Origin of the sequence: Aggregatibacter actinomycetemcomitans, from assembly GCF_023518055.1 — a bacterium.
GTDB lineage: Bacteria > Pseudomonadota > Gammaproteobacteria > Enterobacterales > Pasteurellaceae > Aggregatibacter > Aggregatibacter actinomycetemcomitans.
This window is the reverse complement of sequence record NZ_CP085096.1, coordinates 2,064,603-2,088,956: the sequence shown is the minus strand read 5'-3', so window position 1 is coordinate 2,088,956 and position 24,354 is coordinate 2,064,603. Positions and strand designations below refer to the sequence as shown.

General features: G+C 45.8%; 22 protein-coding genes and 1 pseudogene. 12 read left to right on the top strand and 11 right to left on the bottom strand.

The window, feature by feature from the left end; genetic code table 11:
- The first annotated feature begins 137 nt into the window (after window positions 1-137).
- Together pflA and LIN98_RS10250 are read left to right on the top strand one after the other, a co-directional pair.
- Window positions 138-878 (top strand): pyruvate formate lyase 1-activating protein, encoded by a 741-nt coding sequence (gene pflA, locus LIN98_RS10255; protein ID WP_005547197.1) that lies wholly within the window; start codon window positions 138-140, stop codon window positions 876-878.
- 141 nt (window positions 879-1,019) lie between these two features.
- Window positions 1,020-1,883 carry a DMT family transporter gene (locus LIN98_RS10250; protein WP_005547195.1) on the top strand — a complete coding sequence of 288 codons (864 nt, stop codon included), beginning with the start codon at window positions 1,020-1,022 and terminating at the stop codon, window positions 1,881-1,883.
- A gap of 70 nt (window positions 1,884-1,953) precedes the next feature.
- Here LIN98_RS10250 and LIN98_RS10245 read toward each other — a convergent pair whose 3' ends face one another.
- Both LIN98_RS10245 and LIN98_RS10240 read right to left on the bottom strand, forming a co-directional pair.
- Entirely contained in the window at window positions 1,954-3,366 is a 1,413-nt protein-coding gene (locus LIN98_RS10245; RefSeq protein ID WP_005566458.1) for a multicopper oxidase domain-containing protein, read from the bottom strand.
- 7 nt (window positions 3,367-3,373) lie between these two features.
- Window positions 3,374-4,117: a 1-acylglycerol-3-phosphate O-acyltransferase gene (locus tag LIN98_RS10240; protein ID WP_249856119.1), complete on the bottom strand. Its 744-nt coding sequence runs from the start codon at window positions 4,115-4,117 to the stop codon at window positions 3,374-3,376.
- A gap of 110 nt (window positions 4,118-4,227) precedes the next feature.
- On the opposite strand from LIN98_RS10240, the gene lpxH reads away from it, so the two are divergent.
- The 3 genes from lpxH (at window position 4,228) to LIN98_RS10225 (ending at window position 6,198) form a co-directional block, all read left to right on the top strand.
- Window positions 4,228-4,959: a UDP-2,3-diacylglucosamine diphosphatase gene (gene lpxH, locus LIN98_RS10235; protein WP_005547190.1), complete on the top strand. Its 732-nt coding sequence runs from the start codon at window positions 4,228-4,230 to the stop codon at window positions 4,957-4,959.
- On the top strand, window positions 4,952-5,458 hold the full coding sequence (locus tag LIN98_RS10230; RefSeq protein ID WP_005547189.1) for a DUF2301 domain-containing membrane protein: 507 nt from the start codon (window positions 4,952-4,954) through the stop codon (window positions 5,456-5,458). The genes lpxH and LIN98_RS10230 overlap by 8 nt, the downstream gene beginning before the upstream one ends.
- A 62-nt stretch (window positions 5,459-5,520) precedes the next feature.
- Entirely contained in the window at window positions 5,521-6,198 is a 678-nt protein-coding gene (locus LIN98_RS10225; protein ID WP_025298545.1) for a helix-turn-helix transcriptional regulator, read from the top strand.
- Window positions 6,199-6,263: 65 nt separating this feature from the next.
- Here LIN98_RS10225 and LIN98_RS10220 read toward each other — a convergent pair whose 3' ends face one another.
- From LIN98_RS10220 to efp, 3 genes are all read right to left on the bottom strand, one after another.
- Window positions 6,264-7,478 (bottom strand): aromatic amino acid transporter, encoded by a 1,215-nt coding sequence (locus tag LIN98_RS10220; RefSeq protein ID WP_005566881.1) that lies wholly within the window; start codon window positions 7,476-7,478, stop codon window positions 6,264-6,266.
- Window positions 7,479-7,639: 161 nt separating this feature from the next.
- A complete protein-coding gene (locus LIN98_RS10215) occupies window positions 7,640-9,016 on the bottom strand; it encodes a tyrosine phenol-lyase (protein WP_005566879.1) in 1,377 nt (458 codons plus the stop codon).
- 329 nt (window positions 9,017-9,345) lie between these two features.
- Complete coding sequence (gene efp, locus LIN98_RS10210) at window positions 9,346-9,912, bottom strand: elongation factor P (RefSeq protein ID WP_005544066.1); 567 nt, start codon at window positions 9,910-9,912, stop codon at window positions 9,346-9,348.
- Between the two features lie 31 nt (window positions 9,913-9,943).
- On the opposite strand from efp, the gene epmB reads away from it, so the two are divergent.
- The 3 genes from epmB (at window position 9,944) to LIN98_RS10195 (ending at window position 12,884) form a co-directional block, all read left to right on the top strand.
- Window positions 9,944-10,963 carry an EF-P beta-lysylation protein EpmB gene (gene epmB / locus LIN98_RS10205; protein ID WP_041915506.1) on the top strand — a complete coding sequence of 340 codons (1,020 nt, stop codon included), beginning with the start codon at window positions 9,944-9,946 and terminating at the stop codon, window positions 10,961-10,963.
- A gap of 171 nt (window positions 10,964-11,134) precedes the next feature.
- Window positions 11,135-12,448 (top strand): opacity-associated protein OapA, encoded by a 1,314-nt coding sequence (oapA, locus tag LIN98_RS10200; protein ID WP_249856118.1) that lies wholly within the window; start codon window positions 11,135-11,137, stop codon window positions 12,446-12,448.
- A 61-nt stretch (window positions 12,449-12,509) separates the two neighbouring features.
- Complete coding sequence (locus LIN98_RS10195; RefSeq protein WP_019518420.1) at window positions 12,510-12,884, top strand: MliC family protein; 375 nt, start codon at window positions 12,510-12,512, stop codon at window positions 12,882-12,884.
- 90 nt (window positions 12,885-12,974) lie between these two features.
- Here the strand turns inward: LIN98_RS10195 and rdgC are convergent, their stop codons facing one another.
- A complete protein-coding gene (rdgC, locus tag LIN98_RS10190; RefSeq protein ID WP_005566872.1) occupies window positions 12,975-13,880 on the bottom strand; it encodes a recombination-associated protein RdgC in 906 nt (301 codons plus the stop codon).
- Between the two features lie 62 nt (window positions 13,881-13,942).
- Between rdgC and LIN98_RS10185 the strand changes: the two are divergent.
- The 4 genes and pseudogenes from LIN98_RS10185 (at window position 13,943) to tig (ending at window position 18,164) form a co-directional block, all read left to right on the top strand.
- Window positions 13,943-14,646 (top strand): annotated as a pseudogene (locus tag LIN98_RS10185) (pyrroline-5-carboxylate reductase).
- The gene (locus LIN98_RS10180) at window positions 14,646-15,806 is read left to right on the top strand and encodes a 3-phenylpropionate MFS transporter (RefSeq protein WP_005592346.1); all 1,161 of its coding nucleotides are present in this window, start codon (window positions 14,646-14,648) and stop codon (window positions 15,804-15,806) included. Before LIN98_RS10185 ends, LIN98_RS10180 begins: the two are co-directional and overlap by 1 nt.
- A 2-nt stretch (window positions 15,807-15,808) precedes the next feature.
- Window positions 15,809-16,702 (top strand): site-specific tyrosine recombinase XerD, encoded by an 894-nt coding sequence (gene xerD / locus LIN98_RS10175; RefSeq protein ID WP_005548293.1) that lies wholly within the window; start codon window positions 15,809-15,811, stop codon window positions 16,700-16,702.
- 163 nt (window positions 16,703-16,865) lie between these two features.
- On the top strand, window positions 16,866-18,164 hold the full coding sequence (gene tig, locus LIN98_RS10170; protein ID WP_005566867.1) for a trigger factor: 1,299 nt from the start codon (window positions 16,866-16,868) through the stop codon (window positions 18,162-18,164).
- A gap of 464 nt (window positions 18,165-18,628) precedes the next feature.
- On the opposite strand, the gene ispH is transcribed toward tig, so the two are convergent.
- The 5 genes from ispH to ribF form a co-directional block, all read right to left on the bottom strand.
- On the bottom strand, window positions 18,629-19,573 hold the full coding sequence (gene ispH, locus LIN98_RS10165; RefSeq protein WP_005548289.1) for a 4-hydroxy-3-methylbut-2-enyl diphosphate reductase: 945 nt from the start codon (window positions 19,571-19,573) through the stop codon (window positions 18,629-18,631).
- Window positions 19,573-20,067, bottom strand: a complete 495-nt coding sequence (gene lspA, locus LIN98_RS10160) for a signal peptidase II (RefSeq protein ID WP_014167396.1) — start codon at window positions 20,065-20,067, stop codon at window positions 19,573-19,575. Before lspA ends, ispH begins: the two co-directional genes overlap by 1 nt.
- A 79-nt stretch (window positions 20,068-20,146) precedes the next feature.
- Complete coding sequence (gene ileS, locus LIN98_RS10155; RefSeq protein ID WP_148326108.1) at window positions 20,147-22,969, bottom strand: isoleucine--tRNA ligase; 2,823 nt, start codon at window positions 22,967-22,969, stop codon at window positions 20,147-20,149.
- A 37-nt stretch (window positions 22,970-23,006) separates the two neighbouring features.
- Window positions 23,007-23,171, bottom strand: a complete 165-nt coding sequence (locus tag LIN98_RS10150) for a DUF2442 domain-containing protein (RefSeq protein WP_005548285.1) — start codon at window positions 23,169-23,171, stop codon at window positions 23,007-23,009.
- Between the two features lie 213 nt (window positions 23,172-23,384).
- A complete protein-coding gene (ribF, locus tag LIN98_RS10145) occupies window positions 23,385-24,311 on the bottom strand; it encodes a bifunctional riboflavin kinase/FAD synthetase (RefSeq protein WP_005548283.1) in 927 nt (308 codons plus the stop codon).
- Window positions 24,312-24,354 lie beyond the last annotated feature (43 nt).

Below are 24,354 nucleotides of genomic sequence, written 5' to 3'. Positions count from 1 at the left end.
GTAAAAATACCTTAATATCTCAGCCGCTTACCCCGTGGTAAGCGGTCTGATTTTTTCTGTCATTTAAACATGTTGGGGAAAGTAAAATGATTACCGTCGTACTTTTTCGCTATTTATGACGATCTATTGGGGAATACATGTCAGTCGTTGCAAGAATCCACTCTTATGAATCCTGCGGCACCGTTGACGGGCCGGGAATTCGTTTTATTCTGTTTTTACAAGGCTGTTTAATGCGCTGTAAGTATTGCCATAACCGTGATACTTGGGATTTGCACGGCGGCAAAGAAATCACCGTGGAAGAGTTGATGAAAGAAGTGGTCACTTATCGCCACTTTATGAACGCCAGCGGTGGTGGAGTGACGGCATCGGGCGGCGAGGCCATTTTACAGGCGGAATTCGTTCGCGATTGGTTCCGCGCCTGCAAAGCGGAAGGCATTCATACCTGCCTGGATACCAACGGATTCGTACGTCACTATGATCATGTTATTGATGAACTGATTGATGTCACCGATTTGGTGCTGTTGGATTTGAAAGAACTCAACGACAAAGTGCACCAAAACCTCATCGGCGTGCCGAATAAACGCACTCTTGAATTTGCCAAATACCTGCAAAAGCGGAATCAGCCCGTATGGATTCGTTATGTGGTGGTGCCGGGTTATACGGATTCCGACCACGACGTGCATTTGCTCGGGCAATTTATCGAAGGCATGACCAATATAGAAAAAGTAGAGCTACTGCCATATCACCGTTTAGGTGCGCACAAATGGGCGGCAATGGGCGAGAAATACGAATTGGAAGACGTAAAACCACCGACAAAAGAATCCTTAGAACACATTAAAACCATCTTGGAAGGCTATGGTCACATCGTTAAATATTAATCCGGATCGAACATTGCCTGATCTGAAAAATGTTTTGTAAAACGACCGCACTTTTAGCACAAATAAACCCATTTCCTCGTTTACGCTGTTATCAAAGCGCACTACAATAGTCGCTCACCTCCCTTCTTTTTAAGGAATCTCATGCAGTACATTCTCATCGCATTGTGTTTGTGGAGCAGTTCTTTTGTCGCCGGTAAATACACTTACACCATGCTCGATCCCGTGTTGATGGTGCAAATGCGCTTGTTTATTGCGACAGCGATTGTGCTGCCGATGTTTGTACGGGTTTGGAAACGCGTGCCGAAGGAGATTCGCCCGCAGGTGTGGTGGCTGGGTTTTTTAAATTATCCCGCGATTTTTTTATTGCAGTTTATCGGCTTAAGTCATACTTCCGCGTCCAGCGCTTCCACCATGTTAGGACTGGAACCGTTTCTGGTGGTGCTGATCGGGCATTTTTTCTTTGGCGATAAAGCCAAAACCCATCATTGGATTTTCGGCTTAATTGCTTTTTTAGGTGTGGCATTATTGATTTCCGGCGGCGAAGAAACCGGCAATATCAGTATTTTCGGCTGTAGCCTGGTGTTGTTTGCCGGCGTGGTTTTTGCCTCTTGCTTGCGTTGGACGCAAAAAATCATCGTGCAGCTCACCGCACAGGTTTATACCACCAGCAGTATCGTCCTCGGTACCATCACTTGTCTTCCTTTTACGTTATGGCTAACGCAAAGCTGGCAAATTCACTGGAATTGGCAAGGCATCGCAGGATTGTTGTATATCGGCATTGGTTGTAGCTGGCTGGCGTATTATCTCTGGAACAAAGGCATCAATAGCGTGGATTCCAATCTTGCCGGCATTTTGGTTTCATTGGAGCCGGTGTTTGCCATCATCTTGGCGGTGTTGTTACTGGGCGAAAATATCAGCCCGCTTTCTTGGCTGGGGATTTTGGCGGTGGTCAGCACCACATTGATTTCCAGCGTCTATCCGCGCTTGGTTCGGCGTGCGAACTAATCTGAAAAACGCCGTAAAATTCACCGCACTTTATAGTGAAGCATAAAGTGCGGTGCGTTTTTTTGTGTTTTTATTGCACGATCATTAACCCCATGCAGCCTTTATCCGCCAGCATAAGATCGGACGCGCCGAAGGTGAAGGGATAATTGTTGGACGAGGTGTTTTCAAATTTCACCAAAATAGTCACTTTGCCATCGATCCAAACGCTGTCTTTCCAACTGATTTCAGCCGCTTCTAACGGTTTATCATTAATAGATTCGACGATAAATTTTGCCCCGCGCACGGAAAAGCCTACGGCGGAAGAGGCGGTGAGCGTCCAGCGTTCAACACTGTCTAATTTGGCGTATATGTCCAAACGGCGCGGGTCGAATCGGTTCTGATTGATGCTGGCGTTGGTGGTGTCAATGTGGAAACGACGTTCTTGTTGCACTTGTGCGGAGAGCGTGGCAGGCGCATCGGTGTCAAATTGCCAGCTTTTTTCTTTTTGTTCAAAGGCACCGGCTAAACCGTCCGGGCGTAGTTCTAAAATGGTGTTGTCAATCAGTTCGCCGTCCGAACTGAAAAAATTGCCGATTTTATCGAAAAAGCCGCGTTTATGACCGGCAATTAAACTGACTGCTTCGCTGTTGTTTAAATCCACCAGGATTTCTGCGCGTTCGCTTGGCGCAAGATGGATAACATTGACTTTTTTGCCTTGCGGTAGGAAGCCGAGATCTTGAGCGATAAGGGTAAATTCGCGTTCGTCGTCAAAGCGAATGTCGTAGGCACGGGAAAGGGAAGCGTTCAGTAAACGTAAGCGCACCAAACCACGCGGTGCGGTTAAATAAGGGGCTTCTCGCCCGTTGACAAATAAACGATCGCCGATGAGCGAGGTTTGATTTTGCTGAAACAATTGCGCGCCTTCGCCGTTGAGTTGCATATCCTGTAAAATTAACGGAATGTCATCCACGCCGTATTTTTGCGGCAAGCCCGGTTTGGCACTGTTTTTATCTTCAATCAGCCACAGCCCCACAAGCCCGCGATAAGTTTGATACGCCGCACTGGCAAGGGTGCAGGCGTGATACCAGCAAGTGGCGGGTGCTTGGGTAATCGGCACGATTGGCGCCCAGGTTTCGCCTTTTTGCAGATTTTTGGCGATACCGCCCATTAATTCGCCGGAAGCCTGTAAACCCTGAATATTCATGGCGACAAATTGCGGCAGATTGTTTTTCCAGTTCAATTTGGCAAAATCGCCTTTTTTGATTTTAATTGTCGGCCCGAGATAAGCGCCGTTGAAACCCCAAACTTCGGTACGTTTCCCCGGCAACAAGGACGTTTGGGTGTTTTGCATATTCAGGAAAATCGGTTTGCCGCGACGGGTTTCAAGCAGCGGCGGAACGTACAACGGCGGATTGGTCGCCGCCAACAAAGGCTTAGGCACCGCAAAAAGTGCGGTGGAAAATAATGTTGTTTTTAAGAGCTGACGACGGGAACACGGTTTCATTTGCGTTTTAGCCTGCGGGTGATGTTGTTTGTGCGGATTGGGCAATTTCCTGATCTAATTCATTGATGCGTTTTTGCATTATATCGTGGCAATATTCCGCCAGTTCGCGCACGTTTTCACGGGTATAGCCGGAAACGTCAATGGGTTCCAGCATTTCACAAATCACCTTGCCGTTGTTCCAGCGGTTTAAATCGATTTTATTGTGTGTAGTGGAGCAGACCACCGGCACGACAGGCACGTCGGCAGCAATGGCAGCATGAAAGGCGCCGGTTTTAAACGGCAATAATCCGCGTCCGCGACTGCGAGTGCCTTCCGGGAACATCCAAATAGACAGATTGTCCTGATTTATGCGGCGTGCCAGTTCCGTCATGGTGTTGTGGGCTTTGGAGCGATTGTCGCGATCCAGAAAAATATTGCCCGTCGCCCAATATAAAATGCCGAAAAACGGCAACCAAATCAGGCTTTTCTTACCGACGCTGACGGTGCGCGGCATCACCATATAAGAAATGGTCACCATGTCGTAGTTATTTTGGTGGTTGCCGATATAAATGCAGCGCCCGATTTTGTCGGTATTCGGCGGGTAGCGATGTTCGACGTTCAGCCCGAAAAGCGGATATAGCCGACCGAACCAACGGGCGAAAATGCCCACGTTACTTGGGTTACGAAAACGAATGAAAGAATAGAGCGTGCCGAGGACGCAAATGAGAATGCAGCAAAGAAGAATAATGAAAATTCTGGCGATTTTTAACATGGTAAAACCTCTTAAAATTTTGCCTCAGTATAGCGAAATTAACCAATTAAGTGTATTAATAAGTACTAAATGTGCTAATCTAACGGAAAAATTTCTTGAATTAAATTCCTATGCAAAAAACCTATTTTATTGCAGACTTACATCTGGCAGAAAGTCGACCGCACTTATTAGCGCTTTTTCGCCAATTTATGCAGGAACAGGCGCCACAAGCGGAAAAACTGTATATTCTGGGCGATTTATTTGATTTTTGGATTGGCGATGATGAACAATCCGGCTTAATTTTCGATGTACAACAGTTAATTAAAAACTTAACCCATCAAGGCGTGCAGTGTTACTTTCAACATGGCAATCGTGATTTTTTAATAGGCGAAACCTTTGCCGATGCTTGTGGTCTAACCCTCCTACCCACTTATAAATTGATTGATTTATACGGCGTACCGACACTGTTATGCCACGGCGACACCCTGTGTATTGATGACGTGAAATATCAGCAGTATCGTAAGAAAGTCCATCAAAAATGGCGTCAGTGGCTGTTCCTGCACTTGCCGTTAAAAGTGCGGTTAAAAATCGCAGAGAAAATTCGGGCGAAGAGCCGGCGGGATAAACAATTTAAACCGACAGAGATTATGGATGTGAATGCGGATTTTGTGTTGCAAACGTTCGCTAAATTTCAGGTGACACAAATTATTCACGGACATACGCACCGTCAAAAACACCATGAAATTCCACCGCACTTTCACCGTATCGTGCTCGGTGATTGGGGTGAAACTTCCTCTATTTTGGAAGTTACGCCCGATTCCATGCAGTTTATTAATGATAATCTAAGGAGTAAAAATGGCTGATCCACATATTAAATCCCATATGGATGTTTGGGACTATGTTACCGTTATCATCTATCGTTCGGGTTTCACCCTTGCGGTGCCCATGTTATTGATGTTGCCATGGTATCCCGCAACGGCGCAAATCGGCTTATTAATTGCCGCCGCTTCTTGTGCCGCCTGCGTGCATTTATATATGAAAAATTTCCGTTATCTTTTTCAGTTCGCCATGTGGTTGGGGTTGTTATGCCAAATTCTGGGTTTTCCTCAGCTTGCTTTGGGCGCGGCGTTTTTAGTGCTGGGCGGGTTAAGTTATAAAGAATATTTTTGTTTTCGTGTTTTTGCGTTAAACCTGCAACCAATATTTTTTGCAATATTATGGTTTGCCTTATTATTTGATCTGACCTGGCTTAGCACCTTATTATCGCTTGTAACAGGCATTTTAATTTTATTATTAAGCATTCAAAAGTGGCGTATGCCGTTACATTTCGATATTGGAGATAAAAGAAAATATCAGGTTTAATATTTATGTTACTTACAATAAGCATAGAATAAAATCATAATAACTGATTATTGGAGTCATAAATGAACAGGTTACAAAAGAAATATTTTATTGGTTTAACCCATTTTTTAGGCAATGTATTAGGACCGAAATATGAGGTGGTGTTTCATTCCTTTGAAAAAAATAAAGCCTCAATGGAAGCCATCGTCAACAGCCATGTGAGCGGCAGAAATCTCTCTTCGCCACTGAGTTCTTTTGCATCGAATATGTTGCTGGAAAAGGTTTATTTAGATAAGGATTTTATCTTTAATTACAAAGCAGTTGCCGATTCCGATAAGACAATTCGAGGTTCAACATTTTTCATTAAAAACGGTAAGCGATTGGAAGGGATTTTGTGCATTAATCACGATACTTCCGAACTTATGGATGCCATGACGAAATTAATTTCCCTGGAAAATTTGGGTAATTTTATCAATGTGCTGGGGTTCGATCCGGCACTAGACCGCAGTGATGATGCCGGTATTCCTAATAAAGAAAGGTTGGAACATTCTATTGAAGATATTCTTTCGGAATATATCGACATTAATTTATTAAATTCGGAGAAAAACCTGACTTTAAGGCAGAAAGAAAACTCTATTCGGATTTTGTTCGATAAGGGCGTTTTTAATATAAAAGGTGCGATTCCCATGGTGGCAAAATATTTAAAAATATCGGTGCCAAGTGTTTATCGGTATTTAAAATTAATCAGAGGAAAAGCATAAAAACAATTGACATTCTAAAGTGCGGTTAGAATGTCAATTGTTTTTTATGTGCAGGTTTTACGTGATTACCCCACCACCATCGGCAGGTAGCCGAGTTTGATCAGGAATGGAATGCTGACGATAATGATCCCCAGAATGGAAACGAGCAGTAGCACGCCGGCGCCGCCGGGCACGCGATATGCTAAATTCGGGTGTTGTTGGCGGGCTTTCCACACCAATGCCGCCGGCAAAACCACCGCGTAGAACGCGAACATTTGCCCGGCGTAGCCTAGCGCTAAAATGAAGCCTTCCGGATAGAAGAAGGCAAACAGCAACGGTGGGAAAAAAGTTAATATGCCGAGGCAAGGTCTGTTGGCATCAATATTGAAGGCGCGTTTGAGCAGATCTTCAATACATTCAAACAATCCTAACGCAACACCGAGGAATGAGGTAATCAATGCCAAGGCGGAGAACAGTTTGACGACGCCTGCAATCATATCGCTGCCTGTAATGATTTTCACTGCGTTCACCAAGCCGTTTAATGTCGGATCCTTACTTAGAATCTCTAAGAAGCGGGTTTGGCTTAACACGCCGTGGGTGGAAAATTGCCAAAGAATATAGCCGATAAGCGTAATCGCCGAACCGATAGTAATGGAAATTCTCAGGGCTTTTACATCACCTTCGAGGTATTTATTTAGGCAAGGAATGGAGCCGTGAAAACCGAAGGCAGTAAAAAATACCGGACTGGCAGAAATCAATAAAGCATTATCTATGGGCATAGCCATTAAATTATCAACATGAATTTCCGGAATCATTAAGCTAAGTACCACGAACAGGGCAATGAGCATGGTGAAAAATAAGATTCGGTTTAAGCCATCAACAATTTTTGTTCCGATAACGATAAAAGTGCCGAAAAAGACGGTAAAGAGCAGAATGGAGCCTTTCATTTTAAGGTCCGGCGGGGAAAAGTCCGGCAAGGTTGACGCAAGAATTGAGCCGCCGCCGGTAACATAAGCGGAGAGCAGTGCATACAGGAAAATCATGAGAACGGTGGTTGCTACAACCCGTCCCGGTTTGCCGAAGTATTGTGCCGCGAGAGTTCCTATGCCGGCATCATATTCTGCCGTTTGATAGACTTCTACAAAAAGAAGCGCGCTGTAGGTGAGCAATACCCATAAAATACAAAGTAGCCCCACCGTAAATGTGAAACCGATACCTGCCGAAGTGAGCGGCATGGCAAGCATCCCCGCGCCGATCATCGTTCCCGATGTAATCAGCGTACTGCCTAATGTTTTGTTCATGAGTTTTCTCCTTTCCTGTTTCCGTAGAAAGGCTAGTCACTTCCTTATTTGACAATACATCAAACTACAATGTCACTAGAATGTTTTCGCATTTTCCTCATTAAAATTCTGACGGGATATAAGAAGCCCTTACTCCGTTTCCGAAGTAAGGGCTGATATGACTATTTTTGTTCAAAACGTGCAGTGAAGAAACGGAGTTGTTTCGGTTCATACACGAAACGAAGACCTTTAATGTCTTGTTTATGTTTAAACAGGTGGATAATACCGTCAGCCACTAAATCCATGTGGGCATAGGTATAAACACGGCGAGGAATGGTGATACGCACGGTTTCAAGTTTCGGATGGTGGTTTTCACCGGTTTTTACATCACGACCGGCGGAGACGATACCCCGCTCCATGGTACGTACACCGCATTCGATGTAGATTGCCGCCGCCAAGGCTTGAGCAGGGAAATCTTCTTCTTGTTTCAAGTGCGGGCAGAAACGACGGGCATCCAAGAATACGGCATGACCACCAATCGGTTCAACAATCGGTACGCCGGCGGCTTTTAATTTTTCGCCGAGATAACGCACTTGTTTTACACGGTGTTCAATGTATTCTTCTTGGGTGGCTTCTTTCAAACCGATTGCCATGGCTTCCATATCACGACCAGCCATACCGCCGTAAGACGGCATACCTTCAAATACCACCACTAACTCTTTGGCTTTCATGAACAATTCTTCATCGTTCATACATAAGAAGCCGCCGATATTGGTTAAGCAGTCTTTTTTACCGCTCATGGTACAGCCGTCGGCATAGCTGAACATTTCGTGAATGATGGATTTAATGGAGCGATCTTGGTAGCCTTCTTCCTGTTCTTTAATGAAGTAAGCATTTTCAACGCAACGGGTGGCATCGAAGAACACTTTAATGCCGTGTTTGGCGGTAAGTTCACGCACGGCTTTCATATTGGCGATGGAAACCGGTTGACCGCCGGCGAGGTTTACAGTAACCGCCAAGCACACATAAGCGATATTTTCCGCCCCTTTTTCATTGATCAGGTTTTCCAGTTTTTTCAGGTCAATATCGCCTTTGAACGGTATGTCTAATGTCGCATCATGGGCTTCATCACGGATAATATCGTAGAAAATACCGCCGTTGGCTTCTTGGTGATAACGGGTTGTGGTGAAATACATATTACCCGGCACATATTGTCCCGGTTTGATGGCAATGCGGGAAAGGATGTTTTCCGCACCACGTCCTTGGTGGGTTGGAACGATATGTTTGAAACCGAAGAGTTCTTGTACGGTTTCTTGCAGATGATAGAAGTTTCTACTACCGGCGTAAGCTTCATCTCCCAGCATGATACCCGCCCATTGACGATCACTCATGGCATTGGTACCGCTATCGGTTAAGAGATCGATATATACATCTTTAGAATCAAGTAAGAAGGTATTATATCCCGCTTCTTTCATGGCTTTTTCGCGTTCTTCTTTCGGTAAAATGGAAACCGGTTCAACACTTTTGATTCGGAACGGCTCTGCTGGATAGTATGTCATAATTTGTCTCCTGTTTATGATGAGTTTAAAGTCCATGCTGGTAACTCGCTTCTCAAACATCTATCATCGAGTTGTGGCTATACTAATAAAAAATTTTTAGCATTACTGTGAGGAATGTCACATATAATAAAAAATTATTAAAATTTAGTTTATTTTTATAAAATAAATAATTTTTTATATAAAATAGCGTGATTTTTAGATAAATTATTGAGTTTTGAAAGGTGTTATTGTAAAGAATATTAATTTCCATCTAACAGAACGGAGGGAAAATTGCAGATAAAAAAATAGACCCGAAAACGGGTCTATTTCATAAGATTCTTTAAATTTGATTACTTCACGCGGGAAACATATTCGCCGGAGCGGGTATCTACGCGGATCACTTCACCGATTTGTACGAATAACGGCACTTTCACCACGGCGCCGGTGCTTAAGGTTGCCGGTTTGCCGCCGGTACCTGCGGTATCACCTTTTAAGCCAGGATCGGTATCGACGATTTCCAACTCAACGAAGTTCGGTGGGGTCACGGTAATCGGTGCGCCGTTCCATAAGGTCACGATACAATCGGCTTGGTCTAATAACCATTTTTCGGCATCGCCTACGGCTTTGGCGTCGGCGGAATATTGTTCGAACGTTTCCGGGTGCATGAAATACCAGAACGCATCGTCTTTGTAAGAATAGGTTAAGTTTAAATCCATAACATCAGCGGCTTCAACAGAGGTACCGGATTTGAAGTTCACATCCAATACTTTGCCGGAAATTAATTTACGAATACGGGTGCGGGTGAACGCCTGACCTTTGCCGGGTTTGACGAATTCATTTTCAACGATCACGCAAGGTTCGCCGTCTTGCATAAATTTTAGACCTGGTTTGAAATCACTGGTAGTATATGTAGCCATATTATCCTCAAGAAAAAGATTGTTTTTTAAAGTGGTCATTCTACATCAAAACATCCCGATTAGAGAAGAACAAAGTTGGTTGGAACATCTGGCAAACGGGATTTCGGACCCGAAAATCTTATTACAACACCTGGAACTGCCCCTCGAACCGTTTAAACAAGACATTGAAGCCCGCAAATTGTTTGCCATGCGCGTGCCTTTGCCTTTTGTGGCGAAAATGGAAAAAGGCAATGCGCGCGATCCCTTATTTTTACAAGTGATGTCTTTTGCTGACGAATTTCTGCAGGCAGAAGGGTTCAGCAAAGATCCGCTGGAAGAACAAGAAGATAAGAATGTGGTGCCGAATATTCTGCACAAATACCATAATCGCTTGTTATTTATGGTCAAAGGCGGCTGTGCGGTCAATTGCCGTTATTGTTTTCGCCGTCATTTTCCCTATGACCAAAACAAAGGCAATAAACAAAATTGGCAGAAGGCGCTGGACTATATTGCCACCCATCCGGAAATCGAAGAGGTGATTTTATCCGGCGGCGATCCGCTTATGGCGAAGGATCATGAAATCGCTTGGCTGATAAAACACCTGGAAAATCTACCGCACTTAACACGTCTGCGCATTCATTCACGTTTGCCGGTGGTGATTCCGCAACGCATTACCGACAAATTTTGCCATATTCTGACGCAAACCCGTTTACAGAAAATTCTGGTCACACACGTTAATCATACCAATGAAATTGATGAAGATTTTTCCCATGCCATGGATAAATTAAAGAATTGCGGTGTCGTATTATTAAACCAATCGGTTTTACTGAAAAACGTGAATGACGATGCCCATATTCTGAAAGCATTGAGCGACCGTTTATTTTCAGTGGGGATTCTGCCTTATTATCTGCATTTGCTGGATAAGGTGGAAGGCGCGGCGCATTTTTATCTTGATGATGCGCAGGCGTTAAGAATTTACAAACAATTACAACGCATTACCTCCGGTTATTTAGTGCCGAAACTCGCCCGCGAAATTGGTGGCGAACCGAATAAAACCTTGTTTGCAACATGATATTCCGGTATCAAAAAAGCAAAAGATGTTTTAGAATAGGCGCGATTTTTTTACTTATTAATTTTATGCTGTGAGCGATTCGGTTTCTGTGTTGATTCCTCTCATGAAAAACGCAGAAAAAAACGACCGCACTTTTACGGCATATCGGCATAATTTCACCAGAGGTATATTGTGGATTCTGAAAAAAGAACCCCGGAAAATGAAAATAATCCGGCACAAAATGAATTGGATTTGGGCTTTAGTCAAATGGAACCGATCACCCCGAAAAAAGTGATTAAACCGGAACCGTCTTTGTTTGAGAAGTTGCTTGGAAAAGGCAAAGATCTCCTTGCGAAGAAAGAACAAAAGAATATGGAAAATCAATTTGCCGTTCGCAGAGAACCCGTATTCGGTGGTGCCGGTGCGACTGGAGAGAAAAGCATGACAAGCGAAAACCCGACCGAGAGATTTTCAATAGAAAACACAGAAAGCAACGAACCGCAGATTGCCGCCGACACGGCGACGGAAACCCCGTCAGAAGCCCCGGACGAACCTCTCGTTACCGTAGCGGAAGAAGCCGTTGAAGCAACACAACCGGAACCTGCCGAATTGAAAGAAAAACCGAAAGCCGGTTTTAAAAATCCTGAAAATTGGGCGATTTTAAGTATTCTCCCGCAAAAACATCGTCGCATTTTCGTCGCGCTATTCGGCGTGGTGTTGGTGCTGATTTTTATCTTGTGGATGAAACCAAGCTCCGATACGGTGCAATCTTACGAGCAGCAAAGTAATAACGGCGTGCCGATTCAATTCCAGCAGTTAGACCAATCACAAACCGTTGAACCGACCGTGTTGGATAATCTGACCTCGCAAACCGATAACACTGTCGCGCAACAACCTGCTGCGGAAACCAATACGCAAAATGTCAATGCCGGCGCCATAGAACCGCAAGCGGTGGAACAAGGGGCAACCACCTCCGTTGCTGAGCAAACGACAACTGCGGCGGTAGAAAATAAACCGGCAGAAGTCAAACCGGAAGAGGTCGAAACCATTAAACCGAGTGAGCCTGCAAAAGCGCAAGAAGCCGTCAAACCGCGTCAACATCAGGAAAGCGTGAAAAAAGAGCCGGTGAAAACCGATAAAGTGAAACAGGCTGAAAAAGCGACTGCTAAAAATCAACCGACTAAATCGGCAAAAACCGAAAAAGAAGTACGGGATATTTTAGAAGGCAAAACAACGACTATCACCAAAGCAGCAGCCGGTAGCAAAACCTTAACCATTCCGCAAGGCGTGACCTTAATGCAGGTGTTCCGTGACAACCATCTACCTGTCGGTGATGTGAATGCCATGACCAAAGCCAAAGGCGTAGGCAAGGTGTTAAGCAGCTTCAAGCCGGGTGATAAGGTACAGGTTTCCCTGAATGCACAAGGTCGCGTGAGCGAATTGCGTTTGCCCAACGGCGCACGCTTTACCCGCCAATCCGACGGCAGTTATCAATTTAAGAAGTAATCCTGAAATTCAATAAGCGTAGTTATTAGCTACGCTTATTCCATTTAAAAGAGACATGATTATGTTAAGAGCGAGCTTCATCTTATTGACGCTAATGGGATTAACCGCTTGTATGGTAAAACCGGTAGAGCAAAAGGCCCCAGCCAAACCACGCACGCAGGTTCTGCAAAAAGCCACTCAAAAGGGTTCGGCGCAAGACTATCTTTGCAAAGATAATAAAACGGTTAGGGTTGTTCGCCACACCACTAAAAACAAGAAAAAATTGAATTCTATCAGCGTGACGTTTAACAACGTGACACACCGTCTGACCCCGACGATCGCCGAAAGCGGACGTAATTATTCCAACATTCATTGGCTTTGGTTGGAACGCAAGGAATTCTCCATTCTGAAAAGCAGCGTAGGTGAAATTCTTGCGGAGCAATGTGCCGCACAGTAATTTTCATCTTTAAAAACACGAAAAAAATGACCGCACTTTTTCCCCGAAAAGTGCGGTCTGTTCTTAAGGTGTTTTTAATCATCAAACGGTTTATAGCCGTTCTTTCTCTCCACCGAAATCGTGCAACAGATTTTCCGTCAGTTTGCTTAGAATACCCGTCATTAACACAAAATCCGCATCAAAACGCTGGGCAAAATCTTCTTTTAAAATATCGTCATTTTGCTCCCGAATTTGATCGGCGAATTTTAAGCGTTTTAAACTGCAATCTTCGTTCAACACGAAGGATAAACGCTCCTCCCATTCCAAGGCTAATTTTGTGACGAATTTAGAATGCACCAACGATAAAATTTCTTCGCTGTCCAAGGCTTGTTGTTTGCAACGAATCACACTGTCGGTTTGCACATCGCGCAATTCCGCTTCTTCCAGCGGCACCAGCCATTCCGGTGTGTTTTCCTGCGCGATCCAGGTTTGCATGATTAATGCCGGTTCGTTGGTAAATGCCAGCGGCACTACAGGCAACGAACCTAAAGATTTCCGCAATAACGCCAGCACCTCTTCCGCGCGTTTGGCGGAGGCGGCGTTTACATAAATCAAGTGGTTTTCCGCATCAATCCAAATTGTCGTTTGTTGATATTTACTGAAAGCCCGTGGCAATAGGGTGGCGACCACGTCGTCTTTTAAGGTTTGTTTTTCCACTTTTTTCAGCTTGCGGTTTTCCGCCTGCTCCAATTTTTCTATGCGGGCGTCTAGTTCCCGTTTCACCACATGGGAAGGCAGGATTTTTTCTTCTTTTTGCGCGAGCAGTAAAATCTGCTTGCCGACGGTGAAATACAATAATTCACTGCCTTTCAGCGGTTGTGACCAACCGAATTTGCTTTGTTCCGATTGATGGCAAGGGTGATATTGATGGTTTGCGAGGGCGACTGAAAGGGTTTGTTCCGACCAATCGAGGGATTTGGTCAGGCGGTAAATCATGGCGTTTTTGAACCAAAACATAGTAGATCCTTATTCTTATTCAGGTAAAATGTGCGCTATTGTAACGTACTTCAAGGTGAAATATGCAACATAAATTGGTGACTTTTATCGGTGGCGGCAATATGGCACAAGCCATCGTGTTCGGTTTGTTAAAACGTGGTTATCCTGCCGATAAAATCATTGTCTGTGATCCTAACGAAGAAAAACGGGATTTGTTTGCGCAAAAAGGTGTGCGCACGGCAACGGATAATGTTGCGGCAGCCATGCAGGCGGATGTGGTGTTGTTGGCGGTAAAGCCGCAGATGTTGGTGGCAGTTTGTGCGCCGTTAAGTGCGGTAGATTTTCAGGCTAAATTGGTGATTTCCATCGCCGCCGGGAGTTCGTTGGCAAGATTGACCGCACTTTTGCGCAGGATTTGTTGGCCGCCGTGGGCAAAACCCTGTGGCTTGATTCGGAAGAAAAAATGCACGCCGTTACCGCCGCCTCAGGCAGCAGCCCGGTGTATTTTTTTCAGCTGTTGGAAGCCATGCAACAAGGTTTGATTCACATGGGATTAAACGATCAGCAGGTACGCGAATTGGTGCAGCAGGCAATGTTGGGTTCGGCAAAAATGGTGGTGGAAAATCCACAACTGGATTTAGCAACCTTGCGCCAAAATGTCACATCCAAAGGCGGCACCACGGCAGCAGCGCTGAATGTGTTCAATCAACGTCAATTTAACGACATCGTGCAGCAGGCAATGCAGGCTTGCATGGCACGTTCAAAAGAAATGGAAACCTTATTTTAATGCCCGTTCGTCCTTTTACTTGGCTCGCCTTGAGCTTTTTCGGCTACTACTGCGCTTATGGCGTATTCGTGCCGTTTTTTCCCGTTTGGATGAAATCCCAACAATACGGCGAGGAAATGATCGGCATGGTGCTGGCGAGTGCTTATGTGTTCCGTTTTGTGGGCGGTTTGTTCTTCTCCGGTTTAATTAAACGGGCGTCGCAGCTGATTAATTCCTTGCGCTTATTGGCGCTGGCAAGTGCCTTGATTATGGCGGGGCTCAGTTTTGTTGCCGAGAATTTTTGGCTGTTATTCTCCGCTATCGGTTTGTTTGCCATGGTAAACGCCGCCGGTATGCCGATTACGGATTCGCTGGCGAGCACCTGGCAGCGCCAGATTCAACTGGATTACGGCAAAGCGCGGTTAATCGGTTCTCTGGCGTTTGTGGTGGGTGTGACTTTGTTCGGCAATGTGATCGGCTTTTTCGGCGAGCAAAATATCGTTTGGATTTTGGCCGCACTTTTAGCCGCTTATACGCTCATGCAGTGCGTGAGCCCGACCATTCCGCCGCAGGATGAACAGTCGGCACATGCCGCCGTTGGGGTGTGTTATTGGGATTTATTGAAAAACAAAACCACGTTGCGCGTCTTGCTGGCATCGTCGCTGATTCAAGGATCGCACTCCGCTTATTATGTTTACAGCGTGTTGTATTGGACGGGACTTGGCATTTCCGTTTCGCAAACCAGTTTGCTTTGGGGCTTGGCGGTGGTCTCCGAAATTCTGTTATTTTTCTTCTCCCGTCGTTTACTGCAAAACTGGAAAGTCAGCACCATTTTTCATTTGGCAACCGTTGCCTGCATTGTTCGCTGGTTGGGGCTTGCCGCCACCGATGCGATTTGGCTTATCGCCATCTTGCAATTGTTGCACAGCCTGACTTATGCCTCTGCACATTATGCCATGGTGCGTTATATTACGACGCAACCGCAAACCCATATCTCCAAGTTACAAGCCTTGTATAACGGCGTTTCCAACAGCGCAATGGTGGCGATTTTGACCGCACTTTCCGGTGTCATTTATCCGTATTCGGCGTCGATGACGTTTATTCTCATGGCATTGGTTGCTGCCGTTGCTTTCGTCGTCACTCCGCGTAAAGTGGATGCCTTTTTGTTGAAACAGGGATAACCATGAATAACTCGGCATTATTGGATTTATTCCTGAACGAATTATGGATTGGCAAAGGCTTGTCACCCAATACGGTGGAGTCTTATCGCTTGGATCTGACCGCACTTTGCGATTGGTTGGAGGCGCGGCATTTGTCGTTGCTCGGTTTGGATGCCGTGGACTTGCAAGCCTTTTTGGGCGAACGGGTAGAGCAGGGCTACAAAGCCACCAGCACGGCGAGATTGCTCAGTGCTATGCGGAAGCTGTTTCAATATTTGTATCAGGAAAAATATCGCACCGATGACCCCAGCGCGGTGCTCAGTTCGCCTAAATTGCCGAGCCGTTTGCCGAAATATTTAACGGAGCAGCAAGTGACGGATCTGCTGAATGTACAGAGTTTGGAACAACCCATTGAGTTACGCGATAAAGCCATGCTGGAGCTGTTGTATGCCACGGGCTTGCGGGTGACGGAATTGGTTTCCCTGAACACCGACAGCATTAATCTGAATCAAGGCGTGGTGCGGGTTATCGGCAAAGGCAAGAAGGAACGTATTGTCCCCATGGGCGAGGAGGCGACCCATTGGGTGAAACAATTTATGTTGTTTGCCCGCCCGATGTTGCTGGACGGGCAAAGCTCCGATGTGCTATTTCCCAGCCGACGCGGTACGCAAATGACGCGGCAAACTTTTTGGCATCGGATTAAACATTATGCGGTGTTGGCGGAGATTGACAGCGAGATGTTGTCGCCGCACGTTTTACGCCATGCGTTCGCTACTCATTTGGTGAATCACGGGGCGGATTTGCGCGTGGTGCAAATGTTGTTGGGACACAGTGATTTATCCACGACGCAAATTTACACCCACGTGGCAAAAGAACGGCTAAAACGTTTACATGAACGCTATCATCCGCGCGGCTAATTTTATGGAATAAATCGAGTGTTTTTTAATCAATTATGCGCTTTTATCGTGCATTTCCTCGACGGAAAGCCTTTGTCCCGTTATAATTCGTCGTCTTATTTTCTATTAATAACGTGTTCGGTGTGAGCATTCGCCGAGTGCATCAATTTGAGGTAACATCATAATGTCATTAAATATTGAAACGACTCAAGGTTTAGAGCGTCGTGTAACCGTCACCGTTCCGGCTGAAACCGTTGATCAAGCAGTACGCGAAGAATTAAAACGCGTTGCCAAAAACGCACGTGTTGACGGTTTCCGTAAAGGTAAAGTCCCTCCGCAAATTATTGAAAAACGCTTCGGCGCTTCCGTTCGTCAAGATATTTTAGGCGATTTATTACAAAAACATTTCTTCCAAGCGGTTATCGAAAATAAAGTTAACTTAGCCGGTCGCCCAAGCTTCACCGTGGAACAATTTGAAGACGGCAAAGAATTAAAATTCAGCACAACTTTTGAAGTTTACCCTGAAGTTGAATTGAAAGGTTTAGAAAATATCAAAGTTGAAAAACCGGTTGTTGAAATCTCCGAAGCGGATGTTGACAAAATGGTTGACGTGTTACGCAAACAACAAGCCACTTGGTCTGAAACGCAAGAGGTAGCAAAAGCGGAAGATCGCGTTACTATCGATTTCGTCGGTTCCGTTGACGGTGAAGAATTTGAAGGCGGCAACGCGGAAGATTTCGTGTTATTCATGGGGCAAGGTCGTATGATTCCGGGCTTTGAAGATGGCATCGTAGGTCACAAAGCCGGTGATAAATTCACGATTGATGTGACCTTCCCGGAAGAATACCACTCCGAAAAATTAAAAGGCAAAGCGGCGAAATTCGACATTACCTTGAAGAAAGTCGAGGTTATGGTATTGCCTGAATTAACCGATGAATTCATCGCAAAATTTGGTCCGAACACCAAATCCGTAGCGGATTTACGCAGCGAAATTCGCAAAAATATGCAACGTGAATTGAAAAATGCATTGACTACCCGCGTGAAAAATCAAGTGATCGACGGTTTAGTTGAACAAAACCAAATTGATGTCCCAAGCGCCGCAGTTGAGCAAGAAATTGACGTGTTACGCCAACAAGCGGCACAACGTTTCGGCGGCAATGCACAACAAGTGGCACAATTACCACGTGAGTTATTTGAAGAACAAGCAAAACGCCGTGTACTAGTCGGTTTATTATTAGCGCAAGTTATCGCGTCAAACGAACTAAAAGCAGACGAAGAACGTGCCAAAGCCATGATTGAAGACATCGCTTCCGCTTACGAACAACCAGCGGATGTGGTTGAATACTACAGCAAAAATAATGAATTAATGAACAATATTCGTAACGTTGTATTGGAAGAACAAGCAGTTGATGCGGTACTGGCTAAAGCGCAAGTTACCGAAAAAGCGGCAACCTTCGATGAAATCATGAATCCGCAAGCTTAATGATTTCCCGCGCTTAATCATTTTTCGTAAAATGCGGTAAAAAATTTAAGTGTTTTTAAGAGAATACCCCGGCATAAGTCGGGGTACTTTGTCTACTATGCCATTTTTTAGAGTACTTGATAGATAGCGTACACGTCGCAGTACTAATAGGAACAAAAAGCACGTGTTGAAACCACAAGTGTTCGAAAAATTGTAATGCATTGATATTTTATAAAGTATCTTGCCTTCTTCCGTTTACGGGGGAAGGTGCCCGAAGGGCGGGGAATATACTCTATTTTTTAACAAACTCATGCTTAAAAATCGAGATTTTGCCCTCTCAGGGTTTCGTCCGGCTCCCCCGTAAACGAGAGGATTCAAATTTTTCTTTTTTATTAAATAACTACAATGTTTCGACAGCGATAATTGGGAAATGCGCGCCATCAGATGAGCACCATCAAATTCTCGGAAATACATTCGGTGAAAAATCAATTTGCTTCTTTCAGCCGCAACTCTTTCGGAACTTCAAAGAACATATTTTCTTCCAAGCCTTGCAGTTCTTCTACGGTGGTGACGCCGAATTCTTTCAGGCGGGAGATAACCGATTGTACCAATTCTTCCGGGGCGGAAGCACCGGCGGTGACGCCGATAGTTTGCACGCCGTCGAACCAGTTTGCGTGAATGTCGTTCGGGTCATCGATTAATTTAGAAGCGACGCCCATGCGGGAGGCAAGCTCCGCCAAACGATTGGAATTGGAGGAGTTTTTGGATCCGACCACGACCACTAAATCCGACTGTTTCGCCAGTTCACGTACGGCTTCTTGTCGATTGGTGGTGGCATAACAAATGTCGTTTTTATGCGGGCCTTGAATGGCGGGATATTTTTCTTTCAGGGCGCTGATGGTTTCCGCCGTGTCGTCCAAAGATAAGGTGGTTTGCGTCATAAATGTGAGGTCGTCATTTTGTTTCACCGGTAAGTTGGCGATGTCTTCCACACTTTCGATTAAATAAATGCCGCCCTCTTGATTGCCGTATTGCCCCATGGTGCCTTCCACTTCGGGATGCCCTTTGTGCCCGATTAAAATGGCTTTGGTGCCTTTACGGCTGGCACGCGCCACCTGCATATGCACTTTGGTCACCAACGGGCACGTGGCGTCGAACACTTTCAAATTGCGCTCTTTTGCTTCCTGACGCACCGCTTGGGACACACCATGAGCGGAGAAAATCACAATGGCGCCGTCCGGCACTTCGCTTAATTCTTCCACAAAAATGGCACCGCGCTCACGCAAGCCGTTCACCACGAAACGGTTATGCACCACTTCATGCCGCACATAAATGGGCGCACCGTGAATTTCCAACGCCAGTTCTACGATGCTGATAGCACGATCCACGCCGGCACAGAACCCGCGCGGGTTGGCTAAAATAATTTTCATTATTTACATTCCTGTTTATTGCCGTTTTTGAACGCATCCAAGGCAATCAAACCGGCACCCACACAAATGGCAATATCCGCCACGTTAAACACGGGATAATGCCAATCCCGCCAATAGAAATCTAAAAAATCCACCACATAGCCGTGATACAGACGATCCGCCGCATTGCCCAAAGCGCCGCCGATAATCAAAGCGTAGGCGGCATTCAGCAGTTTTTGTTCATGGCGATTTTTCATTAAAAAATAAACCAACATGGCGGAAATCCCCACTGCCAACGCAAGGAAAAAGAATTTTTGCCAACCGTCATGATCCGCCAGGAAACTAAAAGCGGCGCCAAAGTTACCCACATAGGTCAAATTAAAAATCGGCAGGATATTTACGCTTTCGCCGTATTCAAAATGGCTTACGATTAAGTATTTGGTAAAAATATCGGCGATAAATGCCAGCGTACTTAACCACAAAAATGAGAGCCCGGATTTTGGTTTGTTCGTCATAAGTTCGTTAAATCATCTTGATTATAAAAATAATAAAAGTACGGTCGATTTTAACCGCACTTTTTTTATTGGCAGCAAATTAAGCGAAATGTCGGATTTCGCCGTTACCTGCCACGTTTTCCACGCAACGCGGACAAAGGCTCGGATGTTGCGGGTTGACGCCGATTTTGTCGGAATAATGCCAGCAACGCGGGCATTTCTCGCCGTTGGAACGGGCGATGCTCACGGCGATGCCTTCCAACTCGCCCTCCGCCACATCGGCAGGTTTGTCTGTCAATGGTTTGACTTCCGCTTTAGAGGTAATCAACACGAAACGGAGTTCGTCGCCGAGTTTTTCCAATAACGCACGATATTCGTCGTTGGTGTAAACGGTCACTTCCGCTTCCAAACCGGCGCCGATCACTTTATCGTTACGGGCGATTTCCAACACGCGGTTTACTTCGGAACGCACTTTAATCAAGGTTTGCCAATAAGCGTCGTCTAATTTTTCGTTTTCACCTAAGCTGAATAAGCCTTCGTAAAATTCTTCGGTAAACACGAATTCGGCGCGCGGTGCGGTGGTTTTCGGCAAGTGGCCCCAGATTTCATCCGCCGTGAAGGATAAAATCGGCGCCATCCAACGAACCAAGGCTTCCGCAATGTGCCACAAGGCGGTTTGGCAGCTGCGACGGGCGAGGCTGTCCGCTTTGGTGGTGTATTGGCGGTCTTTGATAATATCAAGGTAGAAAGAACCCATTTCCACGGAACAGAAACGCATTAAGCGTTGCACGACGGCGTGGAATTGATAGTTATCGTAGGCGTCTTTGATTTCGTTTTGCGCCTCTAACGCACAAGCCACCGCCCAACGATCCAGGCTAATCATTTCCTCCGGTTTCACCGCATCACGTTGCGGGTCGAAGCCGTTTAAGTTCGCCAACAGGAAACGCGCCGTGTTACGAATACGACGATAACTGTCCGCCGCACGTTTTAAGATTTCATCGGAAACCGTCATTTCGCCGGTGTAATCGGTGGATGCCACCCACAAACGCAAAATATCACCGCCGAATTTATCCATCACTTCTTGCGGGGTCACCACATTGCCGATGGATTTCGACATCTTGCGCCCTTGACCGTCCACAGTGAAACCATGGGTAAGCACTTGTTTATAAGGCGCTTTGTTGTCCGTGGCGGTGGAAAGCATTAATGAGGACATAAACCAGCCGCGATGTTGGTCGGAACCTTCCAAATACATATCCGCCGCTTTGCCTTCAAATTCAGGGCGATTCGCCACTACGGAAGAATAGGTGGATCCGGAATCAAACCACACATCAAGGGTGTCCGGCACTTTACGATAGGTTTCCGCGTCGGCACCGAGCAGTTCTTTTTCGTCCAAATCCCACCATGCCTGAATCCCGGCTTTTTCTACGCGTTTTGCCACTTCTTCCAGCAATTCAAGGGTGCGCGGGTGTAACTCTTCGGTTTCTTTGTGCACGAATAAGGTCATCGGCACGCCCCAGGTACGCTGACGGGAAATACACCAGTCAGGGCGATTTTCCACCATTTTTTCAATACGCGCCTGCCCCCAATCGGGGATCCAACGCACTTGTTTGATTTCGCCAAGCGCTTGCGGACGCAAACCTTGCACTTCCATGCCGATAAACCATTGCGGTGTGGCGCGGAAAATAATCGGGGTTTTATGACGCCAGCAGTGTGGGTAGCTGTGTTTAATCTTGTCTAATTTCAACAAGTTACCCGTTTCTTGCAATTTTTCGATCACTAACGGATTGGCTTCAAACACGCCTTTGCCGGCAAAAAATTCGGTGGAAGAAATAAATTTACCGTCATTCGTTACCAAGCCTGCCATCGGCAAGTCATATTGTTTACCCACGATAAAGTCGTCCAAACCGTGATTCGGCGCGGTATGTACCAAACCGGTACCACCGTCGGTAGTCACATGATCGCCTAAAATAATCGGCACGGTGAAATTGTAAAACGGATGATGGAAGCGGAATAACTCAAGATCTTTACCTTTTGCGGAACCTAAGATTTCCACCTTTTCCACGCCAACCGCCTTCACCATGTCTTCCACCAAATCGGCAGCTAAAATCACGCGCTCGTCGCCTAATTGCACAAGCTGATATTCCAGCTCGGCATTCACGGAAATAGCACGGTTGGACGGCATGGTCCAAGGGGTTGTGGTCCAAATCACGGCGGACAACTTGCCGCTGCCTTTGCCGACGGTGTTAAATTTACCTTCAATTTCCACCGCACTTTCTGCCGGGAAACGTACATAAATGGACGGCGACACACGGTCTTCATATTCCACTTCCGCTTCCGCCAAAGAGGAGCCACAATCCAAACACCAATGCACCGGTTTGGAGCCTTTATATAAATGCCCGTTGGCGATCACTTTGCCCAAAGTGCGAATAATGTTGGCTTCGGTGTTGAAATTCATGGTGAGGTACGGATTATCCCAATCGCCCAACACACCGAGGCGCACGAAGTCTTTTTTCTGACCTTCCACCTGTTCCGCCGCATATTCACGGCATTTTTGGCGGAATTCCGCCGCTGAAATTTTCTCGTTCGGTTTGCCCACCAAGCCTTCCACTTTCAGTTCAATCGGCAAGCCATGGCAGTCCCAACCCGGAATATAAGGGGAATCAAACCCAAGTGCGGTTTTGGATTTCACGATAATATCTTTAAGAATTTTATTCACCGCATGACCGATATGAATGGTGCCGTTGGCATAAGGAGGACCGTCGTGCAAAATAAAGGATTTCTTGCCTTTGGTCGCCTGACGGATTTTTTGGTAAAGATCTTTCTCATACCAATTTTTCAACATCACAGGCTCACGTTTGGCTAAATCGCCACGCATCGGAAAGCCCGTTTCGGGAAGGTTAAGGGTATTTTTATAATCAGTCATTTTCTATTCCAGTTTTGTGTAAAAATTTAAATTTATTTTAAGCCACTTGTTGTGGGCTATGTGTTACATCACCCCGACCGGCAAGTAATCCATCAATTGAAATATCTTCATCCAATGCATCCCAGTGAATGCCACGACGACTTAATTCATAATTTTCCAATTCCGTTTTTGTCGCCCGCAGCAATTTTGGAAACCAAACCAAAGGAATGCCTAAAATACGCGCATCATCAAGCTCAACCTACATTGTGTTTTCATCAAAACGTACATGTTTAGCCGAAGTAGTCATACCAAGCCTCCTTCCTATTTTTTTGCTCCCTCCGTTTACGGGGGGAGCTGCCGAAGGCTGAGGGGGGATTTTGCCCCCTTCCGTCCTTCGGACACCTTCCCCCGCAAGCAGGGGAAGGCAAAAATTTTTCTACGCTTCAAAAACCTTTTTCGCCGTCTCCACATCCTGCGCGATTTGCGCTTTTAGTGTGTCAAAAGACGGAAATTTCATTTCATTACGGATTTTATGGCACAGTTCCACTTCCAGCCATTGCCCGTAAAGATCACCTTGAAAATCAAATAAATGGGCTTCTAATAATTGATTCACGCCGTTGATGGTCGGGCGGGTGCCGATGTTTGCCACACCGTTAAAAAACGCGCCGGATTTTAACCGCACTTTAACGGCATAAACCCCTTTCACCGGGTTCACCTGACGATGCAGGCGAATATTCGCCGTCGGGAAGCCGATGGTGCGACCCAATTCATTACCGTGAATTACGCGTCCTAAAATGCGGTATGGATGCCCGAGCAATTTTTCCGCCAGCGGTAAATCATCGTTCGCCAACGCAAGGCGAATTGCAGTGCTGCTGATACGCAGTTCATCCAGGCAAAAGCTGCGGTTATCTTCCACCGTAAAACCGAATTGTTCGCCGGCTTGTTGTAACATCGCGAAATTCCCTTGGCGTTTGGCGCCAAATTTAAAATCATCGCCGATACTTAAAAATTTCACCTTTAATTTGCGCACCAGCCAATCTTCGATAAATTGCTGCGCCGGCAATGCGGCAAAAGTGCGGTCGAATTTCGCTACGATAACGATGTCCACGCCCGCCTGTTCAAGATAATGCAATTTATCGCGCAAGTGCATTAAACGCGCCGGCGCATCTTCACCGCAAAAATATTCACGCGGCTGCGGTTCAAACAGCATCACCACCATGGGCAAATGCAATTCGTCGGCTTTTTCCCGCAAATGACGCAAAATAGCTTGATGCCCCAGATGCACGCCATCAAAATTACCGATGGTTAACGCGCAAGCGTGCAAATTTTGCGGTAAATTTCCCAGGCCTCGAATCAGCTGCATTCAATGTGTTCCATAAATTTCGGTGAAAAAATACTTCGGTATT